The sequence below is a fragment of the Pseudomonas sp. Z2-11 genome, assembly GCF_054161305.1.
In genome coordinates this window covers 273,406-286,974 of record NZ_CP096395.1, presented here as the reverse complement: position 1 = coordinate 286,974, position 13,569 = coordinate 273,406, and the positions used below count along the sequence as shown (strand labels likewise).

The 13,569-nt window shown below is 61.2% G+C and carries 12 protein-coding genes and 1 pseudogene; 12 read left to right on the top strand and 1 reads right to left on the bottom strand.

Translation table 11 applies throughout. From position 1 onward, the window contains the following. Positions 1–537: 537 nt before the first annotated feature. From M1E16_RS01195 to M1E16_RS01140, 12 genes and pseudogenes are all read left to right on the top strand, one after another. Positions 538–1,539, top strand: coding sequence for a D-cysteine desulfhydrase (locus tag M1E16_RS01195; RefSeq protein WP_458129002.1), 1,002 nt, complete (start codon positions 538–540; stop codon positions 1,537–1,539). A 235-nt stretch (positions 1,540–1,774) separates the two neighbouring features. Next, positions 1,775–2,575, top strand: coding sequence for a cystine ABC transporter substrate-binding protein (tcyJ, locus tag M1E16_RS01190; protein WP_434626571.1), 801 nt, complete (start codon positions 1,775–1,777; stop codon positions 2,573–2,575). After that, positions 2,575–3,240, top strand: coding sequence for a cystine ABC transporter permease (gene tcyL, locus M1E16_RS01185; RefSeq protein ID WP_305497544.1), 666 nt, complete (start codon positions 2,575–2,577; stop codon positions 3,238–3,240). The genes tcyJ and tcyL overlap by 1 nt, the downstream gene beginning before the upstream one ends. A 3-nt stretch (positions 3,241–3,243) precedes the next feature. Then, the gene (tcyN, locus tag M1E16_RS01180) at positions 3,244–4,002 is read left to right on the top strand and encodes an L-cystine ABC transporter ATP-binding protein TcyN (protein WP_305497545.1); all 759 of its coding nucleotides are present in this window, start codon (positions 3,244–3,246) and stop codon (positions 4,000–4,002) included. A gap of 475 nt (positions 4,003–4,477) precedes the next feature. After that, positions 4,478–5,227, top strand: a complete 750-nt coding sequence (locus tag M1E16_RS01175; protein ID WP_434626572.1) for a hypothetical protein — start codon at positions 4,478–4,480, stop codon at positions 5,225–5,227. A 299-nt stretch (positions 5,228–5,526) separates the two neighbouring features. Beyond that, positions 5,527–6,768, top strand: a complete 1,242-nt coding sequence (locus tag M1E16_RS01170) for an SfnB family sulfur acquisition oxidoreductase (protein WP_458129001.1) — start codon at positions 5,527–5,529, stop codon at positions 6,766–6,768. A gap of 23 nt (positions 6,769–6,791) precedes the next feature. Then, positions 6,792–7,985, top strand: a pseudogene (locus M1E16_RS01165) (SfnB family sulfur acquisition oxidoreductase). After that, on the top strand, positions 7,985–9,343 hold the full coding sequence (locus M1E16_RS01160; RefSeq protein ID WP_458129000.1) for an LLM class flavin-dependent oxidoreductase: 1,359 nt from the start codon (positions 7,985–7,987) through the stop codon (positions 9,341–9,343). Before M1E16_RS01165 ends, M1E16_RS01160 begins: the two are co-directional and overlap by 1 nt. Before the next feature lie 135 nt (positions 9,344–9,478). Next, entirely contained in the window at positions 9,479–10,288 is an 810-nt protein-coding gene (locus M1E16_RS01155; protein WP_434602491.1) for a MetQ/NlpA family ABC transporter substrate-binding protein, read from the top strand. 1 nt (position 10,289) lies between these two features. Further along, a complete protein-coding gene (locus tag M1E16_RS01150; RefSeq protein WP_458128999.1) occupies positions 10,290–11,414 on the top strand; it encodes a methionine ABC transporter ATP-binding protein in 1,125 nt (374 codons plus the stop codon). Beyond that, positions 11,404–12,048 carry a methionine ABC transporter permease gene (locus M1E16_RS01145; RefSeq protein WP_458128998.1) on the top strand — a complete coding sequence of 215 codons (645 nt, stop codon included), beginning with the start codon at positions 11,404–11,406 and terminating at the stop codon, positions 12,046–12,048. Before M1E16_RS01150 ends, M1E16_RS01145 begins: the two co-directional genes overlap by 11 nt. A gap of 94 nt (positions 12,049–12,142) precedes the next feature. Then, positions 12,143–12,769, top strand: coding sequence for a class I SAM-dependent methyltransferase (locus tag M1E16_RS01140; protein ID WP_434696204.1), 627 nt, complete (start codon positions 12,143–12,145; stop codon positions 12,767–12,769). 179 nt (positions 12,770–12,948) lie between these two features. Here the strand turns inward: M1E16_RS01140 and M1E16_RS01135 are convergent, their stop codons facing one another. Continuing rightward, a complete protein-coding gene (locus M1E16_RS01135) occupies positions 12,949–13,515 on the bottom strand; it encodes a transporter substrate-binding domain-containing protein (protein ID WP_434626581.1) in 567 nt (188 codons plus the stop codon). Positions 13,516–13,569: the final 54 nt, after the last annotated feature.

Here is a 13,569-nt window from a genome sequence, read left to right as displayed (position 1 = left end):
CGCTGGATGGGAGGGACGAAGTACTCATCGATGGAGCACCTCGCAAAGCGAAATCATGACGTGCGCAAACGGACTCGGCAAAGGCAAGCCTCCTGTTGTGAGCGGGCAGCAAACCAATGGTTTAACTTGAATGAACGTTCAAGTTAAACATGAATAGGCTGCCAAGGACTAATCGCAGGGCTCGATGGCACGTTTCCTACACTAGCCCATGGGTGGGTATGACGCAGTTCGCAGATCATTCGTTCAGTGGTAACGCAAATCCTGTGCGAGCGGTTCAGTTGAGAGAATGATGCGCCTGTGGCGAGGGAGCTTGCTCCCGCTCGGCTGCGAAGCAGTCGTAACCCGGCGAGTGCGGTGGGTCTGACGCTCCGCATCTGGCAGGTTTTGGGGCCGCTGCGCGGCCCAGCGGGAGCAAGCTCCCTCGCCACGGGTCCGTTGATTGCCTTATTAAATGTCATCCTCAACGCCCACATCCCGGTTGCCCGTGAATACTCAGCTGCCTATAGTCCGGATATCGCTTACAGCCAGTACGGACTCATGATCAAAGAACAGTTGTCTCGCTTCCATCGTCTCGACCTGCTCAGCCATCCGACGCCTCTGGAAAAACTCGACCGTCTCTCCGCCTGGCTCGGTCGCGACATCTACGTCAAGCGCGACGACCTGACGCCTCTGGCACTGGGCGGAAACAAGTTGCGCAAGCTTGAATACCTTGCCGCCGACGCCCTGGCCCAAGGCGCCGACACGCTCGTCACAGCCGGCGCGATCCAGTCCAACCATGTCCGTCAGACCGCTGCCCTGGCCGCGAAGCTGGGCCTGGGTTGTGTGGCGTTGCTGGAAAACCCCATCGGCACTGAGGAAAGCAATTACCTGGGCAACGGTAATCGGCTGTTGCTGGAGCTGTTCGACGCCAAGGTCGAACTTGTCGAAAACCTGGACAACGCAGACGAACAGTTGCAGGCCCTTGCCGGCCGCCTGCGTAGCAACGGGAAAAAACCTTACCTGGTGCCGATTGGCGGGTCGAATGCCCTGGGTGCCTTGGGCTATGTGCGCGCGGGCCTGGAGTTGGCCGAACAGATCAAGGACACCGGGCTTGAATTTGCCTCCGTGGTGCTGGCCTCGGGCAGTGCCGGCACGCATGGCGGCCTGGCGCTGGCACTGAGCGAAACCCTGCCGGACCTTCCCGTGATTGGCGTGACGGTTTCACGCAGCGAGGAAGACCAGTTTCCGAAAGTCCAGGGGCTTGCCGAACGTACGGCGCAGTTGCTGGAAATGGCCCTGCCGCCGGCCTTCAAGGTGAACCTCTGGGACGAGTACTTCGCCCCCCGCTACGGCGAGCCCAACGCCGGTACGCTGGCGGCGGTCAAGTTGCTGGCGAGCCAGGAAGGCCTGCTGCTCGATCCGGTCTATACCGGCAAGGCCATGGCCGGGCTGCTCGACGGCATCGGTCGCGACCGCTTTGAAAACGGCCCGATCATCTTCCTGCATACCGGCGGTGCACCGACGCTGTTTGCCTATGACTCGGTGTTCCAGGCTCGGTAAATGTCGCTGTGGAGCGAGCAGGCTCGCTCCCACAAGATGTTGATTACATATTGGAATATGATCGTGATTTAATATTATTTTCCAATCTATACGACCCAACCTATAGTCGCGCCGCAGGCGTATTTGCCACGAGACGCAAAGCCTGCTTTTAGGGCAGGATGTGGCAATTCTTTCGGATCGCGGCTACGCCTTTCTCTTCCAGATAAACGTCATCATAAAAATACAGGGGCTTGTCATGAATTTTTCCGCATTACGTCGCAACCTGCTGGTGGGTTCGCTGGGCCTGGCATTGAGCGCCGGGCTGATGGGGCAAGCGGTTGCCGGTGAGCAGCTGCAAAAAATCAAGGACGCTGGTGAGATCAAGATCGGCCTGGAAGGCACTTATCCACCGTTCAGTTTTGTTGATGACAGCGGCAAACTGACTGGCTTCGAAGTGGAATTTTCCGAAGCCCTGGCCAAGGAACTGGGGGTCAAGGTCAAGCTGCAGACGACCCCGTGGGCCGGTATCCTCGCCGCCCTGGAATCCAAGCGTCTTGACGCCGTGGTGAACCAGGTGACCATCTCCGAAGAGCGCAAGAAAAAGTACGACTTCTCCGAGCCGTACACTGTCTCCGGGATCCAGGCGCTGGTACTGAGCAAAAAAGCCGACGAACTGAACATCAAGAAGGCCGCTGACCTGGACGGCAAAAAAGTCGGCGTGGGCCTGGGCACCAACTATGAGCAGTGGGTCAAGGCAGAAGTACCGGGCGCCCAGGTCAAGACCTACGACGATGATCCAACCAAGTTCCAGGACCTGCGTGTCGGCCGCATCGATACCATTCTGATTGACCGCCTGGCCGCGCTGGAATACGCCAAGAAAGCCAAGGACACCACCGTCACCAGCGAAGCCTTTTCTCGCCAGGAGTCTGGCATTGCCCTGCGCAAAGGCGAGCCCGAGCTGCTGGCAGCCGTGAACAAAGCCATCGAAAAACTGCGCGCCGACGGCACGCTGAAAAAGCTCTCGGAAAAATACTTCAGCGCTGACGTCACTCAATAATGGAAGCAGCTCTTCAACTCGCGCTGGACTCCGCGCCCTTTTTGCTCAAGGGCGCGTATTACACGGTCATCCTCAGCCTGGGCGGCATGTTCTTCGGCTTGCTGCTCGGGTTTGGCCTGGCGCTGATGCGTTTGTCGCGCTTCAAACCGGTGAACTGGATCGCCCGCATCTACGTGTCGTTCTTTCGCGGCACGCCGTTGCTGGTGCAGTTGTTCGTGATCTATTACGGCTTGCCGCAACTGGGCATCGAGCTGGACCCACTGCCGGCGGCACTGATCGGTTTTTCGCTGAACATGGCGGCCTACGCCTGCGAAATCCTGCGGGCCGCGATCAGCTCCATCGAACGCGGCCAGTGGGAAGCGGCGGCCAGTATCGGCATGACCCGCGCGCAGACCCTGCGTCGGGCCATCCTGCCGCAAGCCGCACGCACAGCCCTGCCACCGTTGGGCAACAGCTTCATCTCCCTGGTCAAGGACACTGCATTGGCGGCGACCATCCAGGTACCGGAGCTGTTCCGCCAAGCGCAGCTGATCACCGCCAGAACCTTCGAAATCTTCACCATGTACCTTGCCGCCGCGCTGATCTATTGGGTTCTTGCCACCGTGCTTTCGCACTTGCAGAACGTCCTGGAAGCCCGGGTCAATCGGCATGACCAGGAGTCCTGACCGATGATTGTCGTGGAAAAACTGACAAAGCAGTTCAAGGGTCAGGTAGTGCTCAACGGCATCGACCTGAAGATCGAGGAAGGCGAAGTGGTAGCGATCATCGGCCCCAGCGGCTCGGGCAAGACCACCTTCCTGCGCTGCCTGAACTTCCTCGAAGAACCCAGCAGTGGCCGGATCAAGGTCGGCGACATCGAGATCGATGGCAGCCGCCCGCTGAACCAGCAACAGGGCCTGGTCAGGCGTTTGCGTCAGCAGGTAGGGTTCGTATTCCAGAATTTCAACCTGTTTCCCCATCGCACCGCATTGGAAAATGTCACCGAAGGTCCCCAGGTGGTGAAAAAAATTCCCCGTGCCGAAGCCGAAGCCCTGGGCCGCAAGCTCCTGGCCAAGGTCGGGCTGGCCGGCAAGGAGGACGCCTACCCACGGCGCCTGTCCGGCGGCCAGCAGCAGCGCGTGGCAATTGCCCGGGCGCTCGCGATGGAGCCGGCGGTGATCCTGTTCGACGAGCCGACCTCGGCACTCGACCCCGAGCTGGTGGGCGAAGTACTGGCGACCATTCGCGGCCTGGCCGAAGAAAAACGCACCATGGTGATCGTCACCCATGAAATGGGCTTCGCCCGGGACGTGGCCAATCGCGTGGTGTTCTTCGATAAAGGTGTGATCGTCGAGCAAGGGGAAGCCAAGGCTTTGTTCGCGGCCCCTAAAGAAGAGCGTACTCGACAATTCCTCAGCAAGTTCCTCTCCGCACACGCCGCGCAATAAGTTATCCGGCACACTTCCACGGAAGGAAGTGGATAACTCGGATCTCATACTCTTGACCGCTACGAAACAACTTACAGCCCCGCCCTCAGTTGAGAAACTTGTCAGCACGACATGCGTATACCTTGCGTAACACTTATGTCGGACCCCTCGCCCGTTGTCTCGCGCCTTCAGCTACCGTAAGCAATACGACAGACGCCGGGGCAAGGAAAGTGGCGTCTGACAGCAAGTAATACTAACTGCACCGCGTAGGAAACTTCTGAAGAGTTGGCCAATCAAGCATTAATCCCGCCCTTCTATTGACACTGTAACTGCCCAACCCTTATCTAGAAGCCAACAGGCGACGCGCATTATTTTAATTCCCCTCAGTCCCGCACTGAAAGTTCATGATTTTATTGCAACGCAATAAACAATGCCGCGTTTATCCGTGCCTTTGACCTTTATGAAACAGCTCGATATGGACACCAAGGAGAACACCATGACATGTACGTCACCGATCCTCGAACTGGCCGCGCCCGCGCTGGCCAATACCCTGCCTACCGGTATCAACATCACCAGCGCCGCTCGGCTGGAAGTGCTCATCACACCTTATTCCGGCATGGACGCGGGCGATCTGATCGAACTGTTCTGGGATAACTGCTACGTCGGCTCCCGCCAGGTATCCGAGGCAGATACCCATGGCGGCATCACGTTGCGGATACCGGAAAGCTTCGTCGTCAACGGGACGTCATGCATCCATTATCGCGTCATGCGGGTCGGGCGTGGGCCGGCGCTGTCAGCCCCGCAACGGGTGCAAGTCAAACTCGATTGCCCCGGAGGTCGGCCCTCGACCTTGATCGGCGATGAAAACCAGAGCCTGGCACCGGTGCGTATCCCCCAGGCCATCCGTCGCCAGGGCGTCAATCCGAATCAGATCAAGCGTGGCGTACCGCTGACCATCGAGCCCTACCTGAACATGGCCGCCGACGATGCGATCACCGTGCGCTGGGGCGATGTACGCATGGACTTGCCTCGGATCAAACCTTGCGAGGTGGGCCAGCCGATCCATGTCTGGGTGCCACCGGAAATAATCACCGAAGCCGGCGAAGACCTGCGCCTGGAAGTGACCTATTGCATCCTTGATCGTGTAGGCAACACCTCCCATTGGGCACCGCCACGGACATTGAAGATCGGTTGCGCGAATGCGAATCTGAAGAGGCCCGTCCAAAACCTCGTTTATGGCCGTTGAAGCGCGCCGTCAAAAAGTAATCGGTTTTTGTGGCAGGGATGTCTGCTCCCTCACCACAAGAGCCGTTTCGCCCATGCGGGCTCCATGAATTTAAATCCAGCCTATCGATATTCCTAAAAGATAGTTCAAAAACATTTTATACGCGTTTAGGGTATATCGACCGGACCACCGGACATTCTTGATTTTCGCCACCGCATTCATCGCGGTGTTTTCTTGAGATGTGAGGTGGGTATGGTACGGAACACAATCGCCCCAGTGCAGGGCGCCAAGGCACTGCACGCAGCCACGGAGTGGCTGTAATGTCCGATCTGGCGCAAGCAAAGGTCCATAGCGACCTGGATGTCGCTCCATTGTTATTGCCGGCACAGGTGCTGCGCACCGATGCCGAGGCAATCAAGGCCGCGCATGAACTCGCACAGGTTGCTCGCCAGCAGGCCGCGCGCCGCGACCAGCAGCGCAAGCTGCCCTGGGCGGAAATCGAGCAATTCACCCGCAGCGGGCTTGGCAGCATTGCCGTTCCTCGTGAGTACGGCGGGCCGCAAGTCTCTTCAGTTACCATCGCCGAAGTGTTCGCAATCATTTCCGCAGCCGATCCGGCCCTCGGGCAGATCCCGCAGAACCAGTTCGGCGTGCTCCAGCTGATTCTCGCCACGGGCACCGAACGGCAAAAGAAAACTCTCCTCCAGAGCGTGCTCGAAGGCTGGCGCATCGGCAACGCCGGGCCGGAGCGCGGCACCCGCAACACCCTGGACCTCAAGGCGCGGATCACCGGCGATGGCGATGGCTTCGTCATCAATGGACAGAAGTTCTACTCCACCGGCGCCCTGTTCGCCCACTGGGTCGCCGTGAAGGCATTGAATGACGAAGGTCGCCAAGTGCTGGCGTTCGTCCGGCGCGGCACCCCGGGCCTGCGCATCGTCGACGACTGGTCGGGCTTCGGCCAGCGCACCACGGCCAGCGGCACCGTGCTGCTGAACAATGTGCGGGCCGACGCCGAACTGGTCCTGGACAACTGGCGCATCAACGAAACGCCAAACGTGCAAGGCGCCTTCTCGCAGCTGATCCAGGCGGCGATTGACCTGGGCATCGCCCGCGGCGCTATCGATGACGCTATCGCCTTCGTTCGCGAACGCGCGCGGCCCTGGATCGATGCCAAGGTCGAGCGGGCCTGCGACGATCTGTACGTGATCGCCGACGTCGGCAAGCTGAAAATCGAACTGCATGCCGCCGAGGCTCTGTTGCGCAAGGCGGGGCATGTACTGGACCAGGTCAACGCCGCGCCGATCACGGCACAGTCCGCCGCCCGCGCTTCGATAGCCGTCGCCGAAGCCAAGGTGCTGACCACCGAAATCGCCCTGCAAGCCAGCGAAAAACTCTTCGAGCTGGCCGGCAGCCGCGCCACCCTTGCCGAGTTCAACCTCGACCGCCACTGGCGCAACGCGCGGGTCCACACCCTGCACGACCCGGTGCGCTGGAAATACCACGCAATCGGCGACTACCACCTGAACGGGACCTTGCCCGCCCGACATTCCTGGATCTGACGACCCGACCACTGGAGCAGCACATGACGCTTTCCCAACACGTCGCGGTGATCACCAGCGATGAACAAGCCCTGATTGTCGCCAGCGACCTGGCCGATGACTTCAAGCGCGACAGCGCCCTGCGCGATCGCGAACGGCGCCTGCCGCACCCGGAGCTGGAAGCCTTCACCCGCTCCGGCCTGTGGGGCATCAGCGTGCCCAAGGCCTACGGCGGCGCCGGCGTTTCCAACGTCACGCTGGCGAAGGTCGTGGCGCTGATCGCCCAGGCCGATGGCTCGCTCGGGCAAATCCCCCAGAACCACTACTACGCCCTGGAAGTGCTGCGGGTAAACGGTAGCGAAGCGCAGAAGCAACGGCTGTATGCCGAAGTGCTGGGCGGTCAGCGGTTCGGCAATGCCCTGGCGGAGCTGGGAACCAGGACTGCTCACGAGCGCACCACCCAACTGCTTCGCGATGGCGACGGGTACCGCATCAACGGCCGCAAGTTTTACGCCACCGGGGCGATCTATGCCCAGCGCATCCCTACTTCGGTGGTGGACGAGAACGGCGTGCAGTAGTTGGCGTTCGTTCCGCGCAGCAGCCAGGGCCTGACGGTTATCGACGACTGGAGCGGTTTCGGCCAGCGCACCACGGGCAGCGGCTCGGTGGTGTTCGAAGCCGTGCAGGTCGCTGCCGAAGACATCGTGCCGTTCCAGAGCGCCTTCGAACGCCCTACTCCGGTGGGCCCGCTGGCGCAGATTCTCCATGCCGCCATCGATACCGGCATTGCCCGCGCCGCCTATGAAGATGCGTTGCATTTTGTCCGCAGCAAAACCCGGCCGTGGATCGACGCCACCAGCGATGTCGCCACCCAGGATCCGCATACGCTCAAGAGCTTCGGTCATCTGGGCGTTCGCCTGCACGCCGCCGAAGCCTTGCTGGAGCGCGCCGGCGAATTCCTCGACCGCGCCCAGGCCGACAGCAACGCCGAAACGGTGGCGGCGGCCTCGATTGCCGTGGCCGAAGCCCGGGCCATCAGCACCGAAATCTCCCTGGCTGCCGGCAGCACGCTGTTCGAACTGGCCGGCAGCCAGGCGACCCTGGCCGAACATGGCCTGGATCGTCACTGGCGCAACGCCCGGGTACACACCCTGCACGACCCGGTGCGCTGGAAATATCACGCGGTCGGCAATTTTTACCTCAACGACGAAAAACCACCGTTGCGAGGGACCATCTGATGGCCCTCGGCAAGAAAAAAATCCTCCTCAACGCGTTCAACATGAACTGCATCGGCCATATCAATCACGGCTTGTGGACGCATCCGAAGGACACCTCGACCCAGTACAACACGCTCGAATACTGGACCGGGCTGGCCCAGCTGCTGGAGCGCGGCCTGTTCGACGGGTTGTTCATTGCCGATATCGTCGGGGTCTATGACGTTTACCAGCAATCGGTGGAGGTCACGCTGAAAGAGTCGATCCAGCTGCCGGTCAACGACCCATTGCTGCTGGTCTCGGCAATGGCTGCCGTCACCCGCAACCTCGGCTTCGGCCTCACCGCCAACCTCACCTATGAGCCGCCGTACCTGTTCGCCCGACGCATGAGCACGCTGGATCACCTGAGCCGTGGCCGGGTTGGCTGGAACATTGTCACCGGTTACCTGGACAGCGCCGCGAAAGCCATGGGCCTTGGCGCGCAGGTCGAGCACGACCGCCGTTATGACCAGGCCGACGAGTACCTGGAGGTGCTCTACAAACTCTGGGAGGGCAGCTGGGAAGACGATGCGGTGCTCAACGATCGCCAGCAGCGGATCTACGCCCAGCCAGAAAAAGTGCACAAGGTCAGGCACCAGGGCGAGTTTTATCAGGTCGACGGTTATCACCTCTGCGAGCCATCGCCCCAACGCACACCGGTGCTGTTCCAGGCTGGCAGCTCCGAGCGCGGGCTGCTGTTCGCCGGGCGCCATGCCGAGTGCGTGTTCATCAGCGGCCAGAACAAGCCGGCGACCAGGGCCCAGGTGGACAAGGTCCGCGCCAGCGCCGTCGCGGCCGGGCGCAATGCCGAGGACATCAAGGTGTTCATGGGCTTGAACGTGATTGTCGGCGAGACCGAAGCAGCGGCCTGGGCCAAGCATGCCGAGTACCTGGGGTATGCCAGCGCCGAGGCCGGCGTGGCGCATTTCTCCGCGTCGACGGGCATCGATTTTTCCGAGTACGAACTGGACGAACCGATCCAGTACGTGAAGAGCAACGCCATCCAGTCCGCGACCAAGACCTTGCAGAACAACGACTGGACCCGACGCAAGCTTCTGGAGCAACACGCCTTGGGCGGTCGCTACATCACCGTTGTCGGCTCGCCCGGACAGGTCGCCGACGAGCTGGAATCGTGGATCGCCGAGACCGGCCTCGACGGCTTCAACCTGACCCGCATCGTCACGCCACAAAGCTACGTGGATTTCATCGACCTGGTGATTCCCGAGCTGCAGCGCCGCGGGTCGTACAAGACCGAATACGACGGGGGGACGTTGCGGGAAAAGCTGTTTCACGCGCAAGCGCGACTACCCGGCCAACACACTGGCTCGAACTACCGGCGATGAACTCCGTGGCGAGGGAGCTTGCTCCCGCTGGTGGGCGAAGCCCGCCCAAAAAAGCTCGGGCTACTTCGTAGCCCAGCGGGAGCAAGCTCCCTCGCCACGAAAGCACATGACTCATTAATGACTGGAACAACCGACATGACCAAGCAACTCCTGACCCTGCCAGTCAAAGCACTGGCCCTGGCCCTCGGCCTGTTCAGCTCAGCGCTGTTCGCCGCCGACGCCCCTTTGAAAATCGGCACCACCGCCGCCTTCGCCATTCCTCTGGAGGCCGCTGTCGAAGAGGCCGGCAAACAAGGCCTGAAGGTCGAGCTGGTGGAATTCAGTGACTGGATCGCGCCTAACGTCAGCCTCGCTTCGGGTGACATTGACGTGAATTATTTCCAGCACATTCCCTTCCTGGAAAACGCCAAGGCCGCCGCTGGGTTCGACCTGGTGCCGTTCGCGCCGGGCATCATCAACAACGTCGGCCTCTACTCGAAAAAATACAAAAGCTTCGACGAGCTGCCCGAAGGCGCGAGCGTCGCCATAGCCAACGACCCGATCAACAGCGGTCGCGGCTTGCAACTGCTGGCCAAGGCCGGGCTGATCCAGCTCAAGCCGGGCGTCGGCTACAAGGCCACCGAAGACGACATTGTCGCCAACCCGAAAAAGATCAAGATCCTGCAGGTCGAAGCCGTGCAACTGGTGCGCGCCTATGAAGACGCCGATCTGGTGCAGGGTTATCCGGCCTATATCCGCCTGGCAAATACCTTCGACGCGACGTCCGCGTTGCTGTTCGACGGCCTCGATCACAAGGAATACGTCATCCAGTTCGTGATCCAGCCCAAGAGCAAAAGCGACCCGCGGCTGATCAAGTTCGTCGATATCTATCAGCACTCCCCGGCCGTGCGCGCAGCCTTGGACAAGGCCCATGGCAAGCTCTATCAAGCCGGCTGGGAAAGCTGATATGAATGCCGTCAACGCTTTGCTTGAACAGCAAACGCCCACGCGCCGAAGCGCCGAAAGCACCGAGCTGCACCCACAGCTCAACCGGGCACACGTGCGTTTTGTCGGCCTGGGCAAAACCTACCTGGGCGCCCAGGGACCGGTGAACGCGCTGCACGGCATCGACCTGGCGATCCAGCGCGGCGAGGTGTTCGGCATCATCGGCCGCAGCGGCGCCGGCAAGTCATCACTGATTCGCACCATCAACCGCCTCGAGCAACCCACCAGCGGTCGGGTGCTGATCGATCAGGTGGACATCGGCGAGTTCGATGAGGATCGCCTGGTCGAGCTGCGCCGGCGCATCGGCATGATCTTCCAGCATTTCAACCTGATGTCGGCCAAGACCGTCTGGCAGAACGTCGAGCTGCCGCTGAAAGTCGCCGGGGTGCCCAAGGAGCAACGCCAGCGCAAGGTCCGCGAGCTGCTCGAACTGGTGGGTCTGGATGGCAAGCACAAGGCCTATCCGGCACAACTCTCAGGCGGGCAGAAGCAGCGGGTCGGCATCGCCCGGGCGCTGGTCCACGATCCGCAGATCCTGCTGTGTGACGAGGCCACTTCGGCGCTGGATCCGGAGACCACTCAGTCGATCCTCGGCCTGCTGCGGGAGATCAACCAGCGGCTGGGCCTGACGATCGTGCTGATTACTCACGAGATGGCGGTGATCCGCGAAGTCTGCGACCGGGTAGTGGTGCTGGAACAAGGGCGGATCGTCGAACAGGGGCCGGTCTGGGAAGTCTTCGGCAATCCGCAACATGAGGTCAGCCGGACGCTGCTGGCGCCGTTGCAGCACGCGCTGCCTGAAGAACTGCAGAACCGCTTGCAGCCGCAACCGGCCTCGGCGGACGCCGCCACGGTGCTGCGCCTGCAATTCACCGGTACCGCCCGCGATGAACCGGACCTCGCAGCCCTGTTCGGCGCCCTCGGTGGCCGGGTGCGACTGTTGCACGGCGGCATCGAACGGATCCAGGGACATGGGCTGGGACAATTACTGCTGGCCGTGAGCGGCTCCTCACTGGACGCCGAGGAGTTGCGTCAGCGGGCAGGTGCATGGGCGCAACGGGTGGAGGTGCTGGGTTATGTGGATTGATCGTTTATTGCAGGGCTTCATCGACACGTTCCTCATGGTCGGTGTGTCGTCATTGATCGCGTTGCTGGCGGGCATTCCGCTGGCGGTTATCCTGGTCACCAGCGGCAAGGGCGGCATTTACGAGGCTCCGGCGCTGAACCGTGCCTTGGGCGCGTTCGTGAACCTGTTTCGCTCGATCCCGTTCCTGATCCTGATGGTGGCGCTGATTCCGTTCACTCGGCTGATTGTCGGAACGACCTACGGCGTGTGGGCTGCGGTGGTGCCGCTGACCATCGCCGCGACGCCGTTTTTTGCCCGCATCGCCGAAGTCAGCCTGCGGGAAGTCGACCACGGCCTGATCGAAGCGGCCCAGGCCATGGGTTGCCGGCGCTGGCATATCGTCTGGCACGTATTGCTGCCGGAGGCGCTGCCAGGCATCGTCGGCGGTTTTACCATCACTTTGGTGACCATGATCAATTCCTCGGCCATGGCCGGGGCGATCGGCGCCGGTGGCCTGGGTGACATCGCCTACCGTTACGGCTACCAGCGGTTCGACAGCCAGATCATGCTCACGGTGATCGTGATGCTGGTGGCGCTGGTCGCGGTGATCCAGTTGGGGGGCGATCGTCTGGCGCGCGGCCTGAACAAACGCTGAAGCGCGACTCATTGTGGGAGCGAGCCTGCTCGCGATTGGCGGCCGGCGGGCTTGCGGTATAGTCGTCAAACACTCCCCAGCAAAGCCCGCGACCATGAAACACACTGCCGAAGACCTGCACGTCATCACCGCCACGACCCTGGGTCATTACAACGCCGTGGCCGAGAATTTTCGCGAAGGCACCCGCGATCATGATGTCAGCCAGAACATCGATGCGTTGCTGCGCCACATCCAGGGCCAGGCGCCGTTTCATATCCTCGACTTCGGCTGCGGTCCGGGGCGGGATTTGCGTACGTTTACCGGCATGGGCCATGTCGCGGTCGGCCTGGACGGTTCCGAAGAATTCGCCCGGATGGCCCGCCAGGACAGCGGGTGCGAGGTGTGGCAACAGGACTTCCTGAAACTCGACCTGCCGGATGGACGTTTTGATGGGATTTTTGCCAACGCGGTGCTGTTTCATATTCCAGTCCAGGAACTGCCCCGCGTGCTCAGGCAACTGCACGCCACGCTAAAGCCTGGAGGCGTCCTGTTCAGTTCCAATCCACGGGGCGAAAACCAGGAAGGCTGGAACGGCCAGCGCTTCGGCGCCTACCACGACCTCGACGCCTGGCGCAGGCTGCTGGGCGCGGCAGGTTTTGTGGAGCTGGAGCATTATTACCGGCCAGCGGGGCTGCCACGGGAACAGCAGCCATGGTTGGCCAGTGTGTGGCGTAAGCCTTGAAGACAGATCAATCGAGCGGATGAATGCTACCCCCGTGGCGAGGGAGCTTGCTCCCGCTCGACGGCGCAGCCGTCGCAAGGCGGCTGATGCGGTCTGCCTGGGAAATCACCTGAACCGGATTAGGACTGCTTCGCAGCCCAGCGGGAGCAAGCTCCCTCGCCACGGGTGATTGCATTTTTTCACTCCGGCTGTTTCAACCACTTCTGCGACAACTGCTCCAGCCGCCCATCCTCCTTGATCCGCGCCAGGGCATTGTCCAGGCTGGCCTTGAACGCCGGGTTGTCCTTCTGGAATGGAATCACCAGGCTGGGCGGCGGGCCTTTCTTTTCCTGCGCCTGGAACGACTGCGCCATGACCAGCGGACGTTGCGACTCGTCCTTGCTCGCCAGCAACTGCGCATCGGGTTGGCTGTAGGGGGTACTGGTATCGAAACGATCCGCCAGTTCCGGGGTCAGTGCTATGTGATTGATGGCGACGTCGTATTTGCCGGTTTCCACACCGGCCAACAAATCCTCGGCATCGGTGACAACGAAATCGGCCCGTACATCGAGCTCGCTCGCGAGCATTTCGCCCAGTTCCACTTCGAAGCCGGTGAGTTTGCCGTCTTCCTTGAAATTGAAGGGCGCCGCGTTGGCCTCAAGAGCGATGCGCAACTCGCCCCGGTCGTTGATATCGTCGATCAATTCGGCATGGGCCAAAGGGCTCAAAAGGGGTAGCAGGCAGATCAGGCCAGGCAGGAAACGCATGGTCACTCCTAGAATTTATACAAGCGACGCTCGTCTCAGGCTCGCTTTGCTATG